We start from the raw sequence: 24,978 nt of genomic DNA on the forward strand, positions 1-24,978 counted from the left end.
AACATGTGCTACCCAAAGGGTTTATGCGTATTCGTCACTATGGTTTTTTAGTCAATGCATGTTGCAAGCGAAAGTTGGCGTTGATAAAGGCGCAAGGGCCCAATCTATGTAAAGTGAAGAAGAAAAAGGCAGAGGCCGCGTTATCACACTCCCACTGGCCTTGTGAAGTATGCAAAATCGGGGGTTTACGATTTAAAGAAATGGTTAATTCAAGTGAAGAGATAATGAAATTAACACGAACGAGCTAGCAGCAGAGCTTGCTGAATGATATCAACGGGTTAACCTGCTTAAGTGTTCGGGCTAAAAAGTGCGTGTGCGGTTAAAATATCATTGATAAATCAGCGAAAATTAGCTCTAATGACAAGATAAAAAGTACTGAGTCACGCAGGGATAGCTTAAGCGCGATAGGCAGGCTGATAAAGTAGGCTCGAGGCAAGTTACGCCACTAAAAGCAAATTCCCATAGCATAAATAACACCAACTCTGACACATCGAGCAGGTAGCGGCTCAGTCCAACAAGCGATTATGCAGCACAAACAACGTGCTGCATAAATACTAAATAGTTAGGTGGCGGTCAGACTCTGAAGAAGCAAACAGCCGCAGTGGAGATAAAATGCAATTTTCTAAAGCGTTCCAATATAAAAAGTGGGCAAATAATGAGTTGCTTGATCTTGGAGAACAGCAGTTTTCAAAACTGCCAGAAAGTGATGCTACGTTTTTCATCAGAATTTTAAATCATACAACAGTCGTAGATAGCCTCTTTATCAGCAGAATCTTGGGTGAGCCTGAAAAGTACAGTGGCGACAATACGGTCGAGACTCCAACGTTATCGGAACTGCGTGATACCATGAACCAAAATGACTCTTGGTTAGTCCATTATGTGGAATCAGCACCTGAGCAAGAACTAAGAAGAGTAGTTTCATTTAGATTTGTAGATGGTGATACAGGCGAACTGTCAGTTGAAGAAATACTGATCCACTTGCTAACTCACGGTAGTAATCATAGAGGTATGGCGTCTAGGGCACTTGCAGAAAATAGTCTAGAGCGCCCAAAAGACACATTTACGCGATACTTGCATCAATCAGAGCCTTCTCGAAGAGTAGTGGCTAGCACCTAACAAAGCGTTTAAGAGTGACTCCGCAACGTGTGCCGGTTTCGCTTCGCTCACAGTATGGCACACGTAGCTGTGAACCTTAACGCGGCGTTAAGTTGCTAAGGAAAGTATGGCATCTCGCAAACCTCTAAAAGGTGTCGCTTATGATATAGCGCACCATGCACTAAGCGGATTAAGCTTTTTACATCCTCATTTGGGTGAAATGTGCAGAGAAGTAGGTATAACCGAAGCAACTATTGATTTAATGGCTAAGGATTCTTATCCCGCAGAGCTGAGAGAGTACAAACCTTTAAAGCTAGCAATCGGCACGCTTAAAGATAAATTTGCCATTATCCTTAGCAAAAGAGAAATGAGTTTGGATTTTATTAGTGAATTAAAGCTTAAGTTTATTTTTTATACCGCTGATAACTCACTTTGTGTCGTGGAGTCTACCTTGGTAAAAACAAATGGTACTATTCACGTACAAACAGTGAAATAGCAACATAACAAGAGACTATGGCGTCAATAGCTAATTTTAAACTTTTGGCGCTTCCAACATAACCCCGTCTCTGAGCATTGAATTTAGGATCACAATCATCTTCCTAACACACGCAATGAGCGCTACTTTTTTTGGTTTCCCAGTAGCAACTAATCGCTGATAGGTTGATTTAAAAACAGGGCTAGATTGGATGGCTGACATTATCGCCATGTATAAAACGGTGCGCACTTGATGTCGACCACCTTGGATTTTACGGAGCCCTTTATAGCGTCCACTTTCGCGATTCATTGGTGCAACACCTAATAAAGAACTAGCTTCTTTGTTCGACATATAGCCAAGTTCAGGTAAGTTACTGATGATAGATGCAGCAGCAATTTTGCCAATGCCTTTCATTCTTTGATAGTTTAATAATGGCTGTTTTGTTTGGTTCCCATAGCCAGTTTGGTTCCCAGAGGTATGAGTCAATTTGCGGATGGTGGGATAGTTGGTTCCAAAGCTTATGCTGCAAGCGGAAACTATGTCAAAAAAATGAGTGACTACTGTAGTGGTTGTAATACGAAGTAACGCAAGCTGCTGGTAAAAATGCATGCCCTTTAAACTCATTATATTGGCGTTTTATGAATAAGCATGAAGGTGCCTTTGCTGCAAATCCACGTAACTCAATGGTTTATGCAAATTGGCGTAGAAAAAGCGAAACGCAACGGGAGGAAATTATTGAACAAGCAGAGCGATATCTCATAGACATTGAGCAGCTTTAGATGCTAAATGAGAAGGCTTTAACTTATGTTCTATGATTAATTTTGCATTTTATATAGCGACTCTCTGTTAAACACTTCCTGTTCAGCGATAGTGATTAATTTTGCTAACTCACCGCTTTTTTTCATTTCTTTAAGCTTATTATCTACTCTTTTTATCAGGTTAATATGCTCTTTACGAATGTAATGATACAAGGGCAATTTATCTAAGTGCTGTGTTTGTGGGGTTATGTCTGTTATGCCAAGCTTTTCAAGTACTAAAAGCCCATCCATTTTATTGGTCAGGGCGACATCAGCAAGCCCAGCTTTAATTAGTTTAAACATTTGATTGGTATTGTCGGTGTCCGTTATATTTTTTAAACCTTTTGTAACGTTGTCCGTATGTTTAACGCCTCTTACTTTAACGACTTGATAATGCACTAAATCTGCTGGACTTTTTATATTGATACCACTGCCCTTTTTGCTAAATACCATTGTTTCAAGATAATAATATGGAGTAGGGACCCGTATAGTTGAAGGTGTTTCTTCACCATAACTATATATGCGCATTATTTCGCCATCATTTAACCCTGTTGCCGTCTCGTGCTGTGCACGTTTTCCTGGTAATGGTGTGATAGTTACAGTTATACCTAAGCGTTTATAAACTTCAGTAATAACAATACGACCCACTTCTTGTTCAATTAAGAAATTTATTGATGCAAAGTGGTAGCTTTGCCCGTAAAGCGGCGAAGATAGTAAGCAAAATAGTAAAAAAAGATACTTCATAATTCTCTATTTGAAATATAAGTTTGACGCAGCAATGCTTGGTTAGATTATAGCCTAATTTTTAGGACAGACTAAAAGCCGATATTTAAAGTCATGATAAGAGTATCAGTGAAATTACATTACTGGTACTTAAAGCTCAAGGTGCAATAAATAACAGTGCAATAGGTGCTCTCATTAACAGATTTTGTATCATGCTAATATCGTTTTGCATCTAAGGGTTTACAGTGCTACATAGCCTCTGCTTTGTCCGAATTGTCACTCGCTGCTGCAATACAAACAGCAAAGATAAACACTATCTAGTTTAAAGGCATATGAATAGTATTTTTTAGCCAGTACTATTCACATTTTTATACATCTTTACAATTGCATAAATTTGTATGCAGATTAGTATGCTATAGCGCAAGCTAAAAAAGAATAAAACAATGCCTGTATTACAATTTGATATTACTTTAGGTAGTTCACAAATTTATTATCAAGCGCCAAATAAACATGCCCAACTGGTTACTGAGCTCGCTAAGAACGTGAGAGTAGACTCTATGGCATTGTCAAGCGACGATACTTTTTTACTGTTACGAGACAAACATCGCTTATGGCTTGTATCAACAAGAGATGAAGTATCAATAAATAATACATTTATTGATGGTTACGCTTATGCAGAGCATTGGCTAAGTAACACGTTATTCTCAGTTACAGTCAAGCAATATAAGGTAAAGCATGTTTTTATACTCAACACGCAAATGCAAAAAATTGTGCAATTACAAGATGACTTTACCCAAGTATTAACTGACCCCTTAGACCCAGCAACATATTACTTTGTTGGTAGTGAGGGAAAGCTTTATCGTGCATCCCCAGAGCAAATATTCTCGCCTACGACTGCACAGCAACTTAGTACTATTGGAGATCTACCAGAGTTTTCAAGGCTATTAATCGAAGACCGCATTCTTTATGTTGTCAGCCGCTATAGAGATACGCTCTCAACCTATAAAATTGGAAATACTCTGCAATTTCTAAGTAAGCAACCAATTAATGCATATCTCGGTTTTGATGTAAAAAATGGCCAAGTCATATATTCAGGTAAAACACACTATCGCAGTGAAGTTTATAGAACTGTTGCCTACTAACTCAACCAAGGAATTATAGATGACAAATAAAGTATTAGTATTAGGTGCAAGTGGGGCAACAGGGAAGCACGTTGTTACCTGTTTACTCAAACATGATCTCAAGGTTGTTGCGATTGTGAGAGAGTCAAGCACATTAGCGCCAATTTATGAACACAATGATAATTATGATGAAGTCAGAGCGCAAATAGATACATTAGATATTAATGAGTTAGCCAAACTTATATCACAATGTGATACCGTGATTTGCTGTCTTGGCCATAACTTAAGCTTTAAAGGTATTTACGGTAAACCTAGAAAGCTGGTGGTTAATGCTTTGATGAAGGTTACATCGGCTATCTCTAAGCTAGAGAAAAAAGCAAAAACAAAAGTTATTTTGATGAACACAACCGGAGTACGCAATAGAGATATTGATGAAGCTCCTCCGCTATCTCAAAGCCTCGTTATAGGTTTATTACGATGTACACTTCCTCCCCAAGTTGATAATGAGTTAGCTGCTGATCATTTGCGCGTTAACATCGGCCAAAATCATCCATACATTGAGTGGGTATCAGTACGCCCTGATGCTCTGATAGATGAACAAGCCGTTTCTCAATACGATATCACAGCCTCGCCAACGAGAAATGCTATTTTTGATGCAGCTCAAACTAGCCGCATTAATGTAGCCAAATTTATGTGTGAGTTAACGCTTGATGAAAGGCTTTGGCGAAAATGGGAAGGGCAAATGCCGGTCATTTACAATCGTGAGCTTTGATTTTAAAAGCTGGTGCGGGTGTTAAAAATTAACAGCCGGACTTAGTTAACTTTTGTTGTAGAACGCTTTTTGATGTCAGGCTTTGTAACCTTGCTACGATGATTTGCTATTGTGTAAATGCATATCAAGTTAATTATTTAATGTGTAATAGAGTGTAATGTCTACAAAGGTTTATTATTACTAAAAATGCTTTAAACTTAGCGTATATGTAGTAATGACTTTTGGTTGTAATAAGTGCTAAAACCAACCCGTTTATTTAGCTTTTTAGTCGTCTTTTTAATATTTTGGGGTAACCCCGTAAGTGCTCAAAGTGACTGGCAAATTATAGATGAATCGCTCAATCAAAAGCTAAATACTGATCCTAATATAGCGTTAGAACAAGCCCAACAGATACTAGATACAAACAAGTACACATTTGACACAAACCACGAAGCTTGGTTTTCACTTAATGAAATAATTGCTCACGCACAGATTAACCTTGGGTACTTTGATAGTGCTTTAGTGATAGCTACTCAACTCTATGAACAACACAATGCTCAGGCATACCCGATTTATAGAGTAAGGGCACTGTTGTTATTGGCTATGCTGTCAGAGCGACGTAGCGAAGTTAAGAATGTACAAGCTAAATCTTTGGAAGGGCTAAAATTACTTAAAAATGTCAAGACACCACACCCAATACTAAAAGCCGACCTTTATGCTTTACTGGGTACCAGTTATCGCTCACAAGCTGATTATGGTAATGCACTGAAATATGCAAAACTAGCCGCAGAGCTAAGCAAAAGCAACTTACCCAAACTTGCTCGCGCGCACAATCAGATTGGTGTGATCTACGACTATAGCGGTAACTTTGAGTTATCACTTAAACATCATGAACTATCTCTAAACATACGCAGACAAAATAATAATCAACAAGGGATATCAGATTCACTCTATAACATAGGTGAAATTTACCGTGATATGCAGCAGTTTAAGCAAGCACTTCAACATTTTAAACAAGCATTAAAAGTTGACCAATCTTTAGGTAATCCTTACCACATTGCAAATAGCCATGGCAAACTAGGACAAGTTTATTTGGCTATGGGTAAAATACAACTGGCTAAAGAACATATTAAGCAGGGAATAGAGATTACTAAAAGTATGAAGGCACCAGGTGATACTGGTTGGCAACTAAGTAATATGGCACAAGTTTATATTGCTCAGGGCAGGTTTGATGAAGCTCAAACAATAGCGATGGAGGCCTTAGAGCTTGCTTTGCAAGCCGATGCTAAACGCACAGAGCAAACAATACGCATGACGTTGTTAGATATATCAATAAAGCAAGGCAATCTAAAACTGGCTCGTGAGCATATTGAATTATTGCTATCTATGCCAAATACAGGTTTACAGTACCAACAAAAGTTGTATCAAGTTAGTGCAAAGCTATATGAAGAGGAAGGCAATGCTGTAGATGCGTACCAGTCGCTAAAACAGTTTGTTGATGTACAAAAAAAGCGTAATGTCGATTTGCAAAAGCAGCAAACAGCGCGTTTAAGGCAAAATGTTGAAGTTATTCGACAAGAGCAAGAACTAAATTTATTGCTAAAAGAAAAAGATTTACAACAAGCACAACTTAATAATCTTAAGCTGCAAAGAGGCATTGTAATGTTAATAATGTTGTTGCTAGCGGGTGCTGTTTTGATGATTTACTGTAAACAGGTTACTAAGCAAAAAATGACTGATTTAACTGCAAGCATGTTGGCAACAAACTTAGAAGAGAAAAATCAATTATTGGCGGATGTATCTCATGAATTGAGGACACCACTTGCAGCATTAAAGTTATCGGTTGAACTACTGGAACATAATATAGAGCCAGATGTAAATAAGGCATATGCAAGAGTACACGGAAAAATATCGCAACTAGATAACCTAATTGGTGATATATATCGTTCGGCACAGTTTGATAACAATGTTATGCAGTTAAATAAAGAACGGTGTAATTTAGGGGCGTTAATTCAAGATATAGTCAGTGATTTTGAACCGCAATTTCAGGAAAAACCCCAATCGTTAATTGTAAGTAAGTTACCAAGTAATTTAATGTGCACTGTAGATCCAGAGCGCTTTAAACAGATAATTATCAACTTATTAAATAATAGCCTTGCTTACACTTATGAAAATGGTGAAACGCATATCTCAATTGATGTAATTGACCATGGAAGCACAAAAAAAGTACATCTGATTGTTGCAGACTCTGAACCTGGGTTAAATGATATTGAGCTAAGTAAAATATTTGAACGCTTGTACCGTGTTGAATCATCAAGGAATAGAGACTTAGGTGGCTCAGGGTTGGGGTTAGCGATATGTCGCCAAATTGTACTCGCCCATGGTGGCGAAATTGTTGCTGAACAAAGTGCGCTTGGCGGTGTTGCTTTCAAAGTGCAATTAACTATAAATAACGTATAAGCAAGGTACTTTTTAGCTAGGCTTTGTATATGGTTTTCTCTGTTTTTATTTTAAAATCAAGGCCATAAAGTAACCAAAACCTATATTTTATGCTTTTTTCGCCATGCTGCTGGCGTAATGGCATGGGCTTTTTTAAACTGACGAATAAAATGTGTTGTATCACTCCAACCTAGCTCTTCTACAATTTCACCTATTGACATTTTAGTGTGTAATAAAATGGTGCATGCTTGAGTTAAGCGGTACTTTGTGATCCAATCTCCTATTGAATAACCAGTTTGCTGTTTAACTAATGTGGCAAGATAGGCAGGGCTAGTATGAACGGCCAGTGCAACATCCTTTAGAGAAATAGGCTGTGTATAGTTCAGTTGAATATGATTCAATGCATTCACTACCTTGCTCGATTTAAAAGTGCTGTTTATCTTTGTTGCACTCGCGTTTAGTGCTTCATTCAAAATCAAATTAAGAAAGCTTCTACACACGTCTAAATCATTCGAGTGTTGTACATCAATATAATCTTGTAGCTGTAAAAAAAGCTGGCTGATCCATTGCCTGCGGTTTTCATTCAATTCAACCACGGGAAGAGCACCTAGGCGTATGTTTTTAAAAGGCTTCATCAGCTGATCTTCGTCACTAAGCCCGAAGCAATTTGGACAAAAACTTAACCACCAAACATCTAAATTTTGTACATTAGTTAACTTGTGTGGCATGCCCGCTGGCAATAACGTGAGCATATTAGCACCAACTTTGACCGACTCGCCATGATCAAGATGCAATGTACCGTTTAAAATGAATGTAATAACGTAATGCGTTTGCGAGCCGTGATCGTCATGATCTATTTGAGTGATTAGCTCATGGCCTACACTGAGAGCGTGTTTTAACATTTCCAGAAACTTAAGATCAAACAATTAGCAGATTATAGCGAATAGCCAGCTATATTTTCTAGCATAAATATTGATGATAATAGCTGTCAACGATAAATCAGCCGATTCGGCGCAGGCCAACACATAGGATTTTTATGGACATATCACTTGCTATCATCGCGTTATCTTTACATATTTTGATTTGGGAAAAATTGCCTGACTGGGGGAGTTGGTTCAATTGGTTAATTGAGCAGGCTCCAAGGCCTTTGCAATATCTCTATGAAGCATGGCAATGCCCATATTGCTTCGGGTTTTGGGCAGCATTATTGTTGCATTGGTTAACTGGGGTATACACCTTAAGTTCGGTTGAAAATATGGTCAATTATCTTGGCAATGTAGCACAACCTTTAGCTTGGTTTTTTGATGCATTAGCAACAGCACTGTTTGTTATGCTTGGCAGTTTAGGGTTTAAGGCTATTTCAGGTCCAGCGATTAAGGGCTATCAGATGACAATGGAATTTAAAAATTAACGAGTGCTAAAGAATAGGAGTTAACATGATACCAACTTTATTTGAATCTAATAGGCTCACATTTAGAAGTGCTGAAACGTACTTCAATAACATGCCAAAGCAAATTATTAGCTACGTAGGTTTGTTACTGACTGACAATGTACTCAAAACATTGCCTCAAAATTGGCAGGCAGCATCTCAAACTGGAAGCGAAGAAAAATGGCTTGTTGAACAATTAAATGTAAGCTTACTGATCACCATTGAGTGTAAAAAATCATTAGACATAATTGGATTCATTTTTATTCATCCTGACAATAAGATTGCCCAAATTGGTTACTTGCTGGGTGAACCGTATTGGCATAAAGGCTACGGCAGTGAAGCATTAACAGCGCTTGTTCAGTACTATCAAAAATCAGGAGTAATTAAAGTTTTGCATGCTGGGGTTAGCGCAGAGCATTTTGCTTCTATTAAGCTACTTGAAAAAGTGGGTTTTACTCGGGTTGAAGCAGATTGTATCAACTCAAATAATGTCATGTACATGTTAACGATTTCCAAAGAAGGATTGTAATAGCTACTAATATGAATTTAAAAAAGTAGTGGGGAAGGTAGGTTTTAGCTTCTCCACTACTTTTAAATAAAAATTACTCGTAAGTTGCCCTAAACTGCGTACCAGTTCCTTGTCCAGTTACCATAAAATAATGCCAACCAGAGTTTGGACTATTTATTGTAATTAGCTCTTCACTGCTATTAGCTGTTGTTGCTGAATTTTCAAAATTGCTGGCACTAGGCCAACCTTGACTATTTTGATAAATGCTTGCGTCACTATTACCACCCGTTGTGTTGATGGTGAGTTTTGATTGCCCAGATGGAACTGAAATTGCTACATATACAGTATTACTACCTAGGCAAATTGCTTGAGCATTAGTTAAGTTTCCTCTCGTTTGAGGAGCTTTAGTTTCACAAATATTTGTTGCCGGTGGTGTTATGATTGGGTCAGTGTAACTTGCAGTTAATGTTACATTATCCGAGTCGGTCCAGCCTTTAACTGAGACATAATAAGTACCTCCAGTATTAGCTAGGCTGTTGCTGTCACATGTCTCGCTTACATTACCGCCTTTATATGGTCTGCAATCCCAGTTACTTGTGGTATCTGCATCGTCAAATTTGACATAAAGGTCAGGGTCACCAGTACCAGCACTCATGTGTACATTTATATTTGTTGCACCTTGTGGTACATCAAATGTAAATGTTTTAGTTTCGCCTTTGACTACATCAATATTTGATTTAGTAACACCATTTTGTAGTTTGTTACTGGGCACTGTCGTACCATCGGTAATTGATATTGTATAATCTTCTACTTCACCCCAACCAAAGCTTCCACACGGGGGTACCTTAGCATCAGTAAGCTCATATGATTGCATAACTCGCATTACAGTTGTAGTTGGAGATGTGCCTTGCGGGATAGTAATTGAACCAACAACTTCATCAAGTGTTGTTGCACTTGTTTGCAGTAACAGTTCTGTCGCATCATCAAAGCTATTATTGTTGTTTAAATCTACATACACCGCCCAATTAGCTAAGTAAGGACCACCAGAGTTGTGTGTTAAACCAATCTCTGTTGCTTTACCGGCTTCTAGTGTAAATCCGCTATCAAAGAAATGTGTAAATTGACTTTTATCAGACGCATTATTGATTGCATCAAGCCTTACATTACTGGTCCATTGTGTTGTTGATTTGCCATAAGCTGCACAGTATGCATCACCACTTACAGTGACATCCTGTTGCTTAACATAACTTACACCATCTTGTAGTGTCGCGGTTAATCGAGCAATGTAAGTTCCAGTATATGCATAAGTATGAGTCGGGTCTGATTGAGTGCCGGTATGATCTCCATTGACTGCACCATCACCAAAGTCATATGCAATTGACGCAACAGCGCTGGTATCGGTATTGTCGTCAAAACTTACAGTTAAGTTATTTGCCGTGACGTTAGCATTAAACTCAGCAGGATTATGCGCTTTAATATCGACCGTAAAATCTTCGACCTCACCCCATCTAATACGTCCGCATGGCGAAGACAATTTCTCATAGCTTTGTAGAACACGCATACGCGTTTTCCCTTCCAAAGCAGTATCTGATAGCGTGAAAGGGCGCTCAATTGCACGGCTGGTATTTGCACCTGTCCAGTACCACACATTCTCTGTCTCTTCAAAAGTTCCATTTTGGTTGCTATCAATGTAAATTCGCCATTCTGCATTATATGAAGACTCAGAGCCTGTTGCACCTTGGCGTACTGAGATAATATTTTCGCCTCTTACTGCGCCCATAATTGTACTTGTGTGATCAGAGTAGGGCGTAGAACCGGATGTTACACCCGTGCCATTTAGGGTAACGTTAGCATTAAATTGATACTTGGGTTGGTTACCATAGGCTTTGCAGTAGTCCTGTCCAGCAGGCGCGGTTACTTCAATTACTTTTGAATGTGTCACTGTTTGACCATTTTTCAACGTAATGGTAAGTGTGACAGTGTAGCTACCTGAGAACAAGTAGGTGTGATTTGGGCTAAATTCAGTACTTGTACTCGAACGGCTGTATGTACCATCGCCAAAATCCCACTCAACAGAGGCAATATCTGAGTTTGTAATACCTGAAAAGCCCACCGTTAAGTCATTCACTGTGGTGTTGGCTGAGAATTCTGCAGGATTTGCTTCTTTAACAATATTTATTTTATAGTCTTCCACCTCACCCCATGTAAAATCTCCGCACGCTGCTAATTGTGCTTCGCCGTCACGAAGTTGATATGATTGAAGTACGCGCATTCTTGTTGTACCTGCAAGGGCGGTTTCAGGAATGGTAATATTGCCAAGCACCGGCTCATGTGATTGTATCGTTCTTGGTAATGCATAGTGAAGTAATTCATCATTGCTGAATACATTATCTTGGTTTAAGTCTATATAAACTGCCCAGTAGGCTGCATAAGGACCAAATTTATTGCCTCGTGTGCCTTGTTGTAACTCAATACCCGTCGCAGACCCAGCATAAGCTGTGAACGCTTCTTTTGTGGTTTGATCTGTATATTGCCTACGCCAAGTGTCGTGCTTTAGACTATTAACCTTAACACTCTGTGTATGCTGAAATAATGCATTAGTTGCTTTAGCTGCACAATAACCAGTACCAGGAAGCGCAGTGACTGTTATTTCAGTACTGACGGAATTAATCAATCCATGATTATCTGTGGCGGTATATCGAACCGTGTATGTGCCCGGAAATTGATATGTGTGGGAGACATTATCACCTTCAGCGTATGGTTCATTGCTGTAAACACCATCTCCGAAATCCCATAACGTTGAAACAATCATACCATCTTGATCAGCTGCTTGACCGGCAAATGTTACGGTTAAGTTATTTGTGGTGGTATTAGCTTGTGTAATTGTCGCTGTAGGCGCGATATGTGCAGAGGTACGTAATGCTGCCATGGTTGCTGCTCGTTCATTATGAACGCGTGCATTGTTATTAGTTGCAACGGTTCCGCCAGCTTCATCTTTATAGATTTGGTCTGGATTAGACCATGCATTTAAGCGCTCTCCACAATCTGAGATAGCCATCATAGTTCGCCACGTTTTTGCATCATTGCAATAGCCATGGCCGTAAGCGAATGGAGTAGTCGTCGAGTCGTTATCATGCCTTGCGCCATATAAATGCCCCAGTTCATGCGCAAAGGTATTCTTAAACGTTCCCCAGCTACTTAACGTAAATAACGCACTTTTTTCATCGGTACCAATTTCGCCCGCCCAACCAGCCCAAGGAGATGATTTATCTTTATCAGCTAGAAACACCATAACATCCGCTTGATGCTCATCTCTTAAGCTTTTTAGCTCTTGACCATAGCCATTAGGTGCCAAAGGGTTTGGACTCTTTAACCAATCACTTGAGTTTTCATTTAATAAGGTTGAATTATCTTCTGCCATGTCACCGGTTGATTTATAACCCGTTTGGTATGAATGAATGATGCTAACGGATGCATTTATGCCACTTGCTGCATAGCTGTCATTCGTGTCTTTTTCCATTAGTGCAAGGTATGCGTCAACATCACCAACTTCAAGAGCAAGCTTTTCAGTATATGCGACAATGACTGTTACTTCTGGCGAATTCGTTGCACTTGATAACGTATGAGATAATGCACTATTGAGACCCTCAAATGTCAGAACATTTAGCAGGCTATTCGTTTGCGGATGGTGCGAATCATCAACAGGCTGTTTGTCGTCTTTAAATTTACTTAACTTGTAAATACTTGAATCAGTTTTTGACGGCGTAAGCAAAAAACCAACATCATTTATTGTAATTTTTGCGCTATAACGGCCATTGATGTTAACCATAGATAGCTTGGCAGCGTTGTCATACGACTTACCATCAATTAATGTTTTGTTAGCTTGTGGACGAGTAACGCGTGTAAGTTCAATTTGAATATATTTTCCATCTATCATCAAACTAATTAAATCGCCTACTTCAAGTGTGCTGACAGCAATGGTATTTAACTCAACCGACTGCACTAATGCGTTATGTGCAACTTGGTTTATTTCTTTGTTTGATATGTTTTTATTATGTCGTTTTTTAGAGCTTTCATTTTCAAATGCAATGGCGTGATTAAACAAAGTCACTTCTTGTGCAACGGAAGAAAATGAAGCAGTGACTGCCAGAACTGCGGCAATTTTTTTTAATTTATAGTGTTTCACTGCGATACCTTAGAATTTTTATGCTCAAATAATCGATTTGAGCGGGTGTTGTTAGCGACATTCCAATTTAAGGAAAGTCAAATGAACAGTAAAGATATAATGTATACAATATATCTTTACTGTTCATTCAGTATACATATTGATGAATTGATTGCTACAGTTTTGTGTTTTTTTTGAGGTGAAATGTAAGAGCAGTTGGTTTTTCTAGATGTTTACAAAGAGATTCTTTAATCAAAATGTATGCACGACTAACAAAATTTGAGTCACTGTTTGAAATGATATTCACTGTAATATTGGTGGGTATAAAGAGCCATTTACTTATGATTTGCTACAAAGGCACTACTCATCTTTAATAAGTAGCGCCAACTATTTAAAGGTGTGTTTTATGGCTGACCATCAGTACCTGCTGTTCGGCAATTGTTTGTAAGGTTACAATAAGATGAAGGTGGCATAGGGGCGCATAATCCTGAATCACTACCACCTGCCACCTGTCTTGTAAGTTTATTTATACTTACTTTATCAAAAGTTAAGCTTTTTAATTCTTTTTTCAATAACTTCATTTTATATCCTTTATATTTAAGTTGAAAATTATTAACCTTTTATAGATTGATCAATAAAAACCATATTAAAAAATCATCCAATACTTGAGTTTACTTATGTTTATCGAGTGTAATCTGAATTAATGTAGGGCGAGAATGACTCACCCTATAATTACATTTTTTCAAGTGAAGTCTAAAAAGAAACTGAATATTTAAATTGAACTTTTCGGCCTATAACACTATGTATTCTATAGCTATAACCATTTGTATACTCGGTATTAATTGGAGGGAGTTTATCAAATGCATTTGTAACTAATAATTTCAATTGACCGTAATTTTCAAAACTGTATCCAACACCTAAATTCACCGTTGTCATAGATGGGAAATCAATGTATTCATCACCTTTGACAACATCTTCAGGATCTTCGCCAAGAAATGAATCAATATATTTTACTGTTGCAAATGCTTCCAATGCATCAAGTCTATAATTTGTACCAAAGCTTGCTCGATATTCTGGCCTGTTTACAAAGCCCACATAGTCATATATTGGGTCTGAATTCGTTTTTTGAAATTCATATTTAAGCACCTTGCTTAAATCAAGTTTAAACTTCAAATCTCCCATTTCTTCAAGGTCAACTTTGGCACTAAAAGAAGCATCAATACCCGATGTGTCTAAACCTAAATAGTTAGTTGTGGTAGAACCAATTTCAACAATCTCATCTTCTCTCGATAATGATGTGTCTCTTTTTACGTACAAACCAGTATAATTACCTAGATTACCCAGATATTCTTCGTCTAAAATAGTTCTACCACTTATTGACTTTATTTGGTTTGAAATCTCTATGTTCCAGTAATCTAAAGTCATATCAATGTTTTCTGTTGCATTATATGCAAACCCAAAAGACACTTGTTCTGACTCTTCAGGTTTTAAATTATTATTGGCAAAAGATCTTACTGGAATTTCATTTCTTTCACATAACGCTGAGCTATCTCTTTGTTCTAGTGGTACTGGGGTACAATACTTTGGATCTGAAAAAGTGTAGTAACCAACACTCTCTTCACCTATTGACTCATTAAGATCTGCGACTCTGAAACCTTGACTAAAAGAGGCTCTTGCAACTAAGTCATCTGAAATTTCATATCTGACTGATAAACTACTAGAAAGCTGTCCTTGATCCGGCAAACTGTAAGAGTCATAACGTGTTGCAGCTGAAACTGTTAGTGATTCTAAAATCGGTGCTTCAACTTCTAAATATGCTGCCCTATAGCTTCGTTTTCCAACAGTATCACCACCATATGCTCCCTTTACATTACCTGAGTTCGATTGGGCATCTTGTTCATCAGATAAATCTAATGTTCTATATTCAGCTCCAATAGCATACCCAACTTCACCTCCACTAAATTCAAATGGTAATGTACTTGACCAATCTACTGTTATTGACTTACTTGTACTCTTTCCAAGGCGGTGCTGGCTATGTCGAAAGCTATCTAATACACCCTCGGTCGCTTTATCTCCACCGGCATATGCAAGAGGGTTGTAAAGTCCATCTTCAACCGCTTGATCATATTTATCTTGAAAGTAGTAATAGTTAGATTCTTGAGTAAAGCTATCAGTACTATGTGCCAAATTTATTGATAACCGCCCATCATCAATATCCCAATTGATCCCAGCGTTTATGTCCAGAAGATTAGTATCAAAAGTAAACTCTCGTGGCAAAGAACCCTCCATGTAATGATAATACGAAACTTCCCTAGGGTTGCTTGAAGTGGAGGTAGGGTTGTTTGGATGATCAGCTGCTAACTTGCCAGATGCCCACATTGGCGTTGCAGAGGTAAAAGTCTTGTCGCGTGTATGCAAAATAGTGTTGTAAAACTCCAACTCATCATTAACTGAATATGTGAAGTTTGTAAATATCGACGTCTTATGAACTTTAGGCAAGTAATATTTACCTTTTCGCACATCATAGCCACAACGTTTTCCTATTGTATCTTCAAAATTTCTTCTATTGTCCTCGGGACAGTCAGGTCCGGGGTTATAGATTCGATCGCCATTATCGTCTAAGTAACTATATGATCCCCAAGGTGAATAACGAGAACTCCAACGTCTATCATTATGAGCTGCATCCAAATGGGGTCGATCTCCTCCTTTTAGACTGTCGTTTGTTTGATGCTCAAGTACGACAAGTAATGAACTCTTTTCGTTACTCGTACCATAGCTAATCGCGCCACCCTGCTGCCCAGCCCCACCGCGAGTAGTATGTGATGTGTTAAGCGATAGCTGTAAACCATCGAAGTCTTTTTTTGTGATAATGTTAATTACACCACCCATTGCATCTGACCCATATATCGAAGATGCGCCGTCTCTTAATATTTCGATACGTTCAACCACCTCAATTGGAATTAAGTTTACATTGGCACTTGAACCGTAGAGAGATGAAGAGGGTGCAATTCGTTTTCCATTTACTAATGTTAGCGTTCTGTTAGAGCCTAATCCTCTGAGGTTAGATGCTGAAAAGTTACCAGCCGAATTATTTGAATGAGCAATACTTGTACCTGCTGAATTAAAGATACTTTCAGCAAGCACACCAGCTATATCATTTAAACCAGTTGCAGCGATATCTGCTTTGGTTATTACCGAAACTGGCTTTGCTGTTTCCATATCTGTGCGCTGGATACGTGAACCAGTTACTTCTATTCGCTCGGGTTTATTTGCTCCACTTTCATCCTCAGCAAAGGCGATATTGCTTGATGCAGCAACGGCAATAGCAATTATGCTTTTAGTTAATGTGGTGTTTAAATTCCTGTGATGACGCATTGTGATACCCCTTAGTGTCATTGTTTTTGTTATGTTGTTAAAACGTCTAACGCAGTCGGATTGAGCAATTGGGCTTACAATATTTCCACGTGGATATATTGTATACAATATATCTATTGCAAAATATTGCAAGTACTTTTATTGGGGAAAAGTCAGTAATAGAAACATTTTTAGCTAGACCAAGCTTTATGGCATTATTTTCAGGCAAGCAACTAAAGGGTTGGATTGGATTACGAATGAGAGTTGTTGAAGAGGTTACTTATGATTACTTACGTACTATTGGGATACATTATCTTGCTGTATTTAAAGGTAGAATGTTGAGTAAATGATCAGCAAGCTACAAAGTTTATGAATAAATAACTTAACTGAATATCTTATAAGTATAAAAATTGATAAATTTGCAAAAATCATTGCACTACCGTTGATTGCATACAGTATATGATATACCTTTATTGCTCACTGCATGTACTTATATTCAAGTACTGAAGTGAATTGCTTTGTCCTTGCAAAGTAGTAGTTATTATTTTCCCTGAAATTAAAGCCCGGCATCGCTGGGCTTTTTCATATATAGAAACTAGCGCTGGAATTGATAAACACTGCCAAGAGACAATAACTTGGTTAACTCATCAAGGGCAGTGTAACTTTCATTCATTAACTGTGGGTCGGCTAAGTCTTTATCTGTCAACTTATCTCTATAATGCTTATTAACCCAATTTGTTAAAGTATCGAATTTATCTGCATTCATCATCACGTCGGGGTTAATAGCATTTAACTCATTGTCATTAAGTGCTACACGAAGGCGCAAACATGCTGGACCTCCACCATTTTGCATGCTTTGCTTCAAATCAAAATATTTTACTTCTTTAACAGGATTATTGGCACTGAGCATATAATCAATATACTTATTCACTCTCGCGTTATTTTTACACTCTTGCGGTGCCACCAGCATCATTGAACCATCAGGCAGTGTCACTAGTTGGCTATTGAATAAGTAACTTCGAACTGCATCATCAACACTTACCATATCTGTTGGTACTTGAATAATATGCATCTCTTTTTCACCTACGTAAGCGTGCTTAACTACCTCTAATGCATTTGTTTGATTTAAAAATGCCTGCTCATGACACAACAATACATTTTCATTGCCAACTGCTATCACGTCATTGTGAAAAACACCTTGGTCGATAACATCAGGATTTTGTTGTAAGAATAACGCTTGACCTTCATTGAGATCATGTAATCTAGCGATAGCTTGGCTCGCCTCAAGCGATTGCCGGGCTGGGAACTTACTCGGGCTAACAATACGACTGTCTAAGCTACTTGTTCCATAAACAAAAAGCTCTAGTCCTCTTGACGCATGATCATCACACAATCTAGTATGATTTGCTGCGCCTTCGTCACCAAAGAATGGCTGTTCAGTTAAGTGTGTATGATGTACAAAGTAATCATCATTTTTAAACATCGCTTTGAGTAAACTCGTTGTAGTGTGTGGTTCTAACGAGCGATGAAACTTATTATTAAGGTTTGCACTTGTAAAGTGCACCTTTGAATCTTTCGTATCCAAAGAAGGGGAAACGGTTGCAGCATTGGCCGTCCACATCGCTGAAGCTGAATAAACCGCTCTTAATAGCACCACAGATTCCTTTGCTACTTTATTAATTACTTGCGTGTCATTACCAGTAAACCCTAAACGCCTAAGTGCATTAATGTCTGGGCGGGCATGAGGAGCAAAAATCCCTTGTTTTAACCCCATTTCATGCATGGCTTTCATTTTTGCTAAGCCTTGTAATGCTGCTTGTTTGGGGTTTGATATGGCATCAGCATTATTGACAGATGCTACATTACCATATGATAGTCCAGCGTAATTATGAGTTGGGCCAACGAGGCCATCAAAATTCACTTCATAACTGGCCGTTTTATTATTCATGTTATGTTCCTGTGCTGTTGATGTGTTAGTTAGTATGACAACTGTATGAATATTGGCAATCAGCATTCGATTTCAGTAATTAAATATTGAACATACGAAATTATGAATATATGATTTGCCATATATTCATTAAAAGAGATCACAATGGATTTATTGACTTTTTATAAAGCACTAGCTGATAACACGCGTTTGCAGTGTTTATTGCTTGTAGAGCAAGAAAATGAACTATGTGTGTGCGAATTTATGGCTGCCCTTAAGTTAAGCCAACCTAAAATATCAAGACATCTCGCACAACTGCGTAAAGTCGGTATTTTAACAGACCGAAAGCATAAGCAATGGGTTTACTATCGCATTAATGAACAATTACCTCATTGGGTAAAAGATATCATTACGCAAACACATCACCATAACCGCGCATTTTTGCGAACCGCAACTGAACAACTCAATAGCATGGGTGAGCGCCCTGAGCGTGTCGCAAACTTCTGCAACAATCAATAAGGAAAAAACATGACAATTAAAGTAGGTATTAACGGCTTTGGTCGAATGGGCCGTTTAACGATGCGGGCACTTTATGCAAGCGAGGGTATTGAAATTATACACATTAATGATCCCGCTGGTGATGCAGCTACCTTGGCGCATTTGATGAACTTTGATTCTGTGCATGGGCGTTGGCAATTCGAAGTAGGTGCAACCGAGCAGCATATGATCATAGACGAGCATAAAATTGCTGTCACTCATAATAAAGAAATAGCGCAAACCGATTGGTCACACTGTGACTTAGTCATTGAAGCATCAGGTAAAATGAAAACCAAAGCAGCCTTACAAGCCTATTTAGAGCAAGGCGTAGAGCAAATAGTAGTGACCGCGCCTGTAAAAGAAGAGGGCGTACTAAATGTTGTATTTGGTGTAAATCATACAGACTACGATAAAAGTACACATAATATTGTTACTGCTGCATCGTGTACTACTAACTGCTTGGCCCCGGTTGTTAAAGTGTTACAAGATAAAATTGGTATAAAACATGGTTCAATGACCACAATTCATGATATTACCAACACACAAACAATTTTAGATGCCCCACATAAAGACCTACGGCGCGCACGGGCTTGTGGTATGAGTTTAATTCCAACCACCACGGGTTCAGCTACTGCAATTACGCATATTTTCCCAGAGCTTAAAGGCAAATTAAATGGTCACGCTATTCGTGTGCCACTGGCGAACGCTTCAATTACAGATTGTGTGTTTGAAGTGACAAGGCCCACGACCAAAGAGGAGGTTAATGCTTGGATGGCTGAGGCTGCAAACGGTGAACTTAAAGGTATTCTAGGCCATGAAACGAGACCGTTAGTATCGATAGATTACCGCACTGACCCTCGCAGTAGTGTTGTGGATGCGCTATCAACTATGGTCGTAAATGACACTCAATTAAAAATGTATCTGTGGTATGACAACGAGTGGGGCTATGCAAACCGAACCGCAGACTTAGTCCGCTTTGTTGTTGCAAAGCGCTTTGCGTAATCACTATGATACTAAGTAACCTTTCAAGCGACATTAAACAATACCTCGTGATAACAGGTAATTACTGGGCTTTTACGTTAACTGATGGCGCACTACGTATGTTAATTGTGCTGTATTTTCATCAATTAGGGTATAGCCCAATCAACATTGCTATGCTGTTTTTGTTTTATGAGTTATTTGGGGTGATAACTAATTTGCTTGGCGGCTGGTTAGGTGCGCGTCTAGGTTTAAATAAAACTATGAACTTAGGGCTATCGTTACAAATAGTGGCACTAGTAATGCTGGCCATTAACCCGGATTGGCTGAGTGTCGCGTTTGTAATGGCAGCACAAGCACTTTCAGGTATTGCTAAAGACCTTAATAAAATGAGCGCTAAAAGCGCCATTAAACTATTGGTCCCAGAAAATGCAGATAATACCTTGTATAAATGGGTAGCCAAGCTTACTGGCTCTAAAAATGCCCTAAAAGGCGTAGGCTTTTTTATGGGGGGCGCACTACTTAGTTTACTTGGTTTTCAAGGAGCGTTATGGGCGATGACCTCACTGTTGGTGGTTGCTTGGATAACCAGCTTGGTATTGCTCAAACAAGACCTTGGAAAGAAGAAGTTTAAGCCAAAGTTTAGCGAGCTATTTTCTAAAAGTAAGCAAGTAAACGTTTTATCTGCTGCTCGGTTGTGTTTGTTTGCCTCTCGTGATGTATGGTTTGTGATTGCATTGCCTGTTTTTCTATCAAGTACTTTTGGTTGGGATCACACATTAGTAGGTAGCTTCATGGCTATTTGGGTTATTTTTTATGGCATAGTACAAGCCAATGCTCCCAAAATAACACTGAATAAAACCAAACAAGTAACTCCAAGCAAACAGCTAACAAGTTGGGCTTTGTTGTTAACAACTATTCCTTTATTAATAGCCATAGCGATTAGCCAAAACTTCGCGAATATGTGGGTTATTATTATTGGTTTGCTCTGTTTTGGTGGTGTATTTGCAATTAATTCATCACTGCACAGCTACCTCATCGTCAAATTTGCTGATAGCGATGGGGTATCGTTAGATGTTGGCTTTTATTATATGGCCAACGCGATGGGGCGCTTACTTGGTACGGTACTCTCAGGTGTGGTATATCAGAGCTTTGGCCTAATAGCTTGCTTGTGGATATCTAGTTTTTTATTAGCATTGACCGTTTTAATTAGTCGCCATCTTAATAGCAACTAACGTTTATAATTTATATAGACACATTATAGAAGCTGGTTTTATACCGGCTTTTTTTAATACCTGTCATATTGTTTGACGATATAAGGAGATATGTTCAATTTTAAAGTCCCCCAGCGTAAATGATCATTTAAAGTACTGAGTTAACTAAAAAATAACTTTTTAACGTTTTGTTGCTAACAATTGAGTATTAATTCTAATTCCTCCATATTCCTTGCACTTTTTCCTTCTAATCTTTGCTGCGGTTACTCGTACTAGGTATGCACAGTGGTATACCAAGTTAAGGACCAACTTAATATTGAAAAGGATAATAATTTCAAATGAAACACGTTAAAAAATTAACTCAACTGCCTAGGTTGTTGGTTGCTACAATGATGATATCTACAGTCTCAATCACAGCTACTGCGGCAATAAATACTGATGATGACAAAGTAACACGTCTTGATTTACAAGGGCAAATAGATAACTTTGCGCCATTTTCAAAAACTTTATGGGCAGGCGCGCACAACGCCTATGCATCTTATAGTTGGAGTAAAGGCACCTATACTGATGTAAACCAACATTATTCACCTAAAAGTTTGCTAAGACGCGGTATTCGCGTAATGGAATTTGATATCTACCCCGAAGGCACATTTGATTCAACGCCAATGCTATGCCATAACTCATTAGAAAATAAAGCACTATGTTCAAGCTTTCATGCCAAGTTGTCTGAAGGGTTAGACGATATAAAGGATTTTCTTCGCGATAATCCCGATGAAGTCATTCTATTAAAAATAGAAGCATATAAGCATAATGATCATAAAAATTGGCATAACAAAATAGGGGAGCGGTTGCAAAAAGACGTCGGAGACTACCTCTTAGTTCCTGAAGATTGGGGTTACGCAGATAAAAGTTGTGCATCATTACCAGTTTCCCACTTATCAAAACGCGATATTCTCGCTGCGGGCAAGCAACTTGTTGCGGTTGTGCAAACACCGAGAGATCATAGTAACTTATGTTCGTACCATCGCTCTGGTAAATACTCTAAATTTTGGAATACCGTATTTATTGGCGTAGACGCGTTTGATGGCAATGGTAATTTAAAGAGTAATCAACCATTTTGCCAAAACGGTAGCGATGAATGTGTGAACAACGATCAAACCGCTCATTACAATGCAAATAATATGACGGTTGTTATTGATGACGCTACACAACTGGCAACTGATGGACCAAGTGCGAGTAAAACTGGTGATAAAGCACTCAATAACTGGGCTAAGAAAGGTGCGCAAATTCTTGAGTTAGCTTTAGTAGAAGCCAACAATACGGGTTCAGCTAGTGGTTATGGTGCGAATGAGGTACAAATTGAAGATTATATATGGTCATGGAAAACCAATCACCCGAATGGGGCTGGCAATTGCGCAAGTTTAGAAAGTAATGAAGTCATTATCGATAAAGCCTGTACAAACTTGCAATATCATACCTGTGTCGACGACGATAGAAATTGGCAACTTTCAGCAAGTAAAGGTGAATGGAGTTCTGGGTTTTCAAGCTGCAATAGTTTAGGTGGTAGTTATAAATTTGGTATGCCATTTAATGCATATGAGCAGGTACAGCTCCTTAACGATGTTCAGTTCACCAACGAGAATATCTGGTTAAACTATTATAATGCGTTTAATGATTTTTGGTATGCAAACGCATCAGAATACATTGACTGGCAGTTTGTTGAGCAGTCCGCAGTGGGTTCAACAAACAAAGGTGACTCGTTTGACGACATAAGTTTATTAAAACGCAAAGCATTAGTAGGTGGCACATTCAATTTAAGTTATGTAAAAATACGCTCTGGTAGCAGAATAAACGGATTTAAAGCATGTTATGAAACAACACAAAGTGTAAGCCATACTAAAGTAGGCACCTCAGAACGGTGTGTTACTTATGGTGGTAGTGGTGGTAATTGGGGTAATGCTTTAACTTTTGACTCAAGCAAAAGCGAGTACTTAAAAGATATTACTATTTGTAAAGATGATGCCAAACACGGTTATGATACTGTTTACTATGTAAAGTTTACCTCTAACAATGGCAATCATATTTCAGGTGGCACAAACCAAGGTACGTGCAAAACCTATCGCTCGACTTCATCACAGCAAATATTTGCGTTTCACGGCAATGAAGGCAGTGAGTTAAATGCATTAGGAGTGTACAAAATTGGCAATACATTTGTTGATGAAGGCCTCTATGCTACAGGCTGGCTAGATAAAGATGACCCAAATAATGGTGACAATGAATTATTCAACGCACACAAAACGGCAGGGAATATCTCCGCGAGCTGTGAATCTAGTGACATTGCAGGCATTATTGCACGAGTTGTTGATACTAAATTAGACTCAAGCCTTAGCAGGCAAAATTTAGTAAACAACAGTACAGGCTTTGCATGCTGGAATTCAAGCAATGGTGGCAGCAGTAGTAATACCACTTGTAAAGATTACGAAGTAAAATACTTCTTCACGAAAGCCAGTTGCTTACCATAAACACAACATTAAACAATAAAGCGCCATTTCACACGATGAAGTGGCGCTTTCTAATTATTTACTAATTTACTTTAGCGCTTGAATTCGTTGCTCAAGCGGTGGATGAGAAGAGAAAAAGTCAGCCACACTTTTGCCTGACGCTATACCAAATGCCATCATAGAACCCTCAAGTTGTGACTCTTGGTTTTGTTTTAATCGCTCAAGCGCTGCGCGCATTTTGTGTGCCCCCACTAAATCGGCAGCGCCTTTATCAGCAGCAAACTCTCGCTTTCTGCTAAAGTAGGCAACCACAATAGACGCTAAGATACCAAATAAGATTTGGAAAATCATGTCAAATACAAAGTAAGCCCAGCTGCTGCCTTCTTCGTCATCACCTCTAAAGAAGTTGTCAACAATACCCGCCAACACTTTGGCGATAAATATCACAAAGGTATTCACCACGCCCTGAATTAATGTCAGCGTTACCATATCTCCATTTGCTACGTGTGAGACTTCGTGGGCGAGCACTGCTTCTGCCTCGTCTTGGCTCATTTTTTGTAATAAACCAGAGCTCACAGCAACTAAGCTGTTGTTCTTACTTGGACCGGTAGCAAATGCGTTGATTTCAGGACTGTCGTAAATAGCCACTTCAGGCATTTTTATGTTGGCTTGCTTTGCTTGACGAGCAACTGTTTGCAATAGCCAGTGCTGCGTTTCATTACGAGCTTGCTCAATTACCATGGCACCCGTTGATTTTTTTGCAACCCACTTAGACATAAACAGTGATATAAATGAGCCACCAAAACCAAACACCAAAGCAATGAGCATAATGCCGCTATAGCTTCTGCTAGAAATACCTAACACAGACATTAAGATAGATAAAACTACCCCCAACACCAGCATTACAGCTAAGTTAGTTAGTAGAAATAACACAACGCGTTTCATAATCACCTCAGTGAAATAA

General features: G+C 38.6%; 20 protein-coding genes and 1 pseudogene. 13 read left to right on the top strand and 8 right to left on the bottom strand.

What is annotated here, in order from left to right; genetic code table 11:
- The 3 genes from SANK73390_RS21335 to SANK73390_RS21345 form a co-directional block, all read left to right on the top strand.
- On the top strand, positions 1–248 hold a 248-nt coding region (locus SANK73390_RS21335), incomplete at its 5' end, for a transposase (RefSeq protein WP_462768322.1).
- A 364-nt stretch (positions 249–612) separates the two neighbouring features.
- Positions 613–1,116 carry a DinB family protein gene (locus SANK73390_RS21340; RefSeq protein ID WP_462768323.1) on the top strand — a complete coding sequence of 168 codons (504 nt, stop codon included), beginning with the start codon at positions 613–615 and terminating at the stop codon, positions 1,114–1,116.
- 106 nt (positions 1,117–1,222) lie between these two features.
- Positions 1,223–1,591: a hypothetical protein gene (locus SANK73390_RS21345; RefSeq protein ID WP_462768324.1), complete on the top strand. Its 369-nt coding sequence runs from the start codon at positions 1,223–1,225 to the stop codon at positions 1,589–1,591.
- 36 nt (positions 1,592–1,627) lie between these two features.
- Here the strand turns inward: SANK73390_RS21345 and SANK73390_RS21350 are convergent.
- Positions 1,628–1,990 (bottom strand): annotated as a pseudogene (locus SANK73390_RS21350) (transposase); the annotation flags it as partial.
- A gap of 218 nt (positions 1,991–2,208) precedes the next feature.
- Between SANK73390_RS21350 and SANK73390_RS21355 the strand changes: the two are divergent.
- Entirely contained in the window at positions 2,209–2,349 is a 141-nt protein-coding gene (locus SANK73390_RS21355) for a hypothetical protein (protein WP_462768325.1), read from the top strand.
- A gap of 36 nt (positions 2,350–2,385) precedes the next feature.
- On the opposite strand, the gene SANK73390_RS21360 is transcribed toward SANK73390_RS21355, so the two are convergent.
- On the bottom strand, positions 2,386–3,111 hold the full coding sequence (locus tag SANK73390_RS21360; protein ID WP_462768326.1) for a substrate-binding periplasmic protein: 726 nt from the start codon (positions 3,109–3,111) through the stop codon (positions 2,386–2,388).
- Between the two features lie 422 nt (positions 3,112–3,533).
- On the opposite strand from SANK73390_RS21360, the gene SANK73390_RS21365 reads away from it, so the two are divergent.
- From SANK73390_RS21365 to SANK73390_RS21375, 3 genes are all read left to right on the top strand, one after another.
- Positions 3,534–4,232 carry a hypothetical protein gene (locus SANK73390_RS21365; protein WP_462768327.1) on the top strand — a complete coding sequence of 233 codons (699 nt, stop codon included), beginning with the start codon at positions 3,534–3,536 and terminating at the stop codon, positions 4,230–4,232.
- 19 nt (positions 4,233–4,251) lie between these two features.
- Complete coding sequence (locus SANK73390_RS21370) at positions 4,252–4,983, top strand: NAD(P)-binding oxidoreductase (RefSeq protein ID WP_462768328.1); 732 nt, start codon at positions 4,252–4,254, stop codon at positions 4,981–4,983.
- A gap of 234 nt (positions 4,984–5,217) precedes the next feature.
- Positions 5,218–7,422, top strand: coding sequence for a tetratricopeptide repeat protein (locus SANK73390_RS21375; RefSeq protein ID WP_462768329.1), 2,205 nt, complete (start codon positions 5,218–5,220; stop codon positions 7,420–7,422).
- A gap of 80 nt (positions 7,423–7,502) precedes the next feature.
- On the opposite strand, the gene SANK73390_RS21380 is transcribed toward SANK73390_RS21375, so the two are convergent.
- Positions 7,503–8,303 (bottom strand): AraC family transcriptional regulator, encoded by an 801-nt coding sequence (locus SANK73390_RS21380; RefSeq protein WP_462768330.1) that lies wholly within the window; start codon positions 8,301–8,303, stop codon positions 7,503–7,505.
- 134 nt (positions 8,304–8,437) lie between these two features.
- Between SANK73390_RS21380 and SANK73390_RS21385 the strand changes: the two genes are divergently transcribed.
- Both SANK73390_RS21385 and SANK73390_RS21390 read left to right on the top strand, forming a co-directional pair.
- Entirely contained in the window at positions 8,438–8,812 is a 375-nt protein-coding gene (locus tag SANK73390_RS21385) for a hypothetical protein (RefSeq protein WP_462768331.1), read from the top strand.
- Between the two features lie 25 nt (positions 8,813–8,837).
- Positions 8,838–9,359: a GNAT family N-acetyltransferase gene (locus SANK73390_RS21390; RefSeq protein ID WP_462768332.1), complete on the top strand. Its 522-nt coding sequence runs from the start codon at positions 8,838–8,840 to the stop codon at positions 9,357–9,359.
- Positions 9,360–9,432: 73 nt separating this feature from the next.
- Here SANK73390_RS21390 and SANK73390_RS21395 read toward each other — a convergent pair whose 3' ends face one another.
- From SANK73390_RS21395 to astB, 4 genes are all read right to left on the bottom strand, one after another.
- Positions 9,433–13,524: a GEVED domain-containing protein gene (locus tag SANK73390_RS21395; protein WP_462768333.1), complete on the bottom strand. Its 4,092-nt coding sequence runs from the start codon at positions 13,522–13,524 to the stop codon at positions 9,433–9,435.
- Between the two features lie 383 nt (positions 13,525–13,907).
- Positions 13,908–14,084, bottom strand: a complete 177-nt coding sequence (locus tag SANK73390_RS21400) for a hypothetical protein (protein ID WP_462768334.1) — start codon at positions 14,082–14,084, stop codon at positions 13,908–13,910.
- A gap of 172 nt (positions 14,085–14,256) precedes the next feature.
- A complete protein-coding gene (locus SANK73390_RS21405; protein ID WP_462768335.1) occupies positions 14,257–16,878 on the bottom strand; it encodes a TonB-dependent receptor plug domain-containing protein in 2,622 nt (873 codons plus the stop codon).
- A 574-nt stretch (positions 16,879–17,452) separates the two neighbouring features.
- Positions 17,453–18,805: an N-succinylarginine dihydrolase gene (gene astB, locus SANK73390_RS21410; protein ID WP_462768336.1), complete on the bottom strand. Its 1,353-nt coding sequence runs from the start codon at positions 18,803–18,805 to the stop codon at positions 17,453–17,455.
- Positions 18,806–18,949: 144 nt separating this feature from the next.
- On the opposite strand from astB, the gene SANK73390_RS21415 reads away from it, so the two are divergent.
- The 4 genes from SANK73390_RS21415 (at position 18,950) to SANK73390_RS21430 (ending at position 24,035) form a co-directional block, all read left to right on the top strand.
- On the top strand, positions 18,950–19,303 hold the full coding sequence (locus SANK73390_RS21415) for a metalloregulator ArsR/SmtB family transcription factor (RefSeq protein WP_462768337.1): 354 nt from the start codon (positions 18,950–18,952) through the stop codon (positions 19,301–19,303).
- Between the two features lie 9 nt (positions 19,304–19,312).
- Positions 19,313–20,323, top strand: a complete 1,011-nt coding sequence (locus SANK73390_RS21420) for an ArsJ-associated glyceraldehyde-3-phosphate dehydrogenase (protein WP_261627029.1) — start codon at positions 19,313–19,315, stop codon at positions 20,321–20,323.
- A gap of 5 nt (positions 20,324–20,328) precedes the next feature.
- Positions 20,329–21,534, top strand: coding sequence for an organoarsenical effux MFS transporter ArsJ (gene arsJ, locus SANK73390_RS21425; protein ID WP_462768338.1), 1,206 nt, complete (start codon positions 20,329–20,331; stop codon positions 21,532–21,534).
- Positions 21,535–21,851: 317 nt separating this feature from the next.
- Positions 21,852–24,035: a phosphatidylinositol-specific phospholipase C domain-containing protein gene (locus SANK73390_RS21430; RefSeq protein WP_462768339.1), complete on the top strand. Its 2,184-nt coding sequence runs from the start codon at positions 21,852–21,854 to the stop codon at positions 24,033–24,035.
- Positions 24,036–24,101: 66 nt separating this feature from the next.
- Here SANK73390_RS21430 and htpX read toward each other — a convergent pair whose 3' ends face one another.
- Positions 24,102–24,959: a protease HtpX gene (htpX, locus tag SANK73390_RS21435; protein ID WP_261593886.1), complete on the bottom strand. Its 858-nt coding sequence runs from the start codon at positions 24,957–24,959 to the stop codon at positions 24,102–24,104.
- Between the last annotated feature and the right edge of the window lie 19 nt (positions 24,960–24,978).

This window comes from Pseudoalteromonas sp. SANK 73390 (assembly GCF_054966645.1).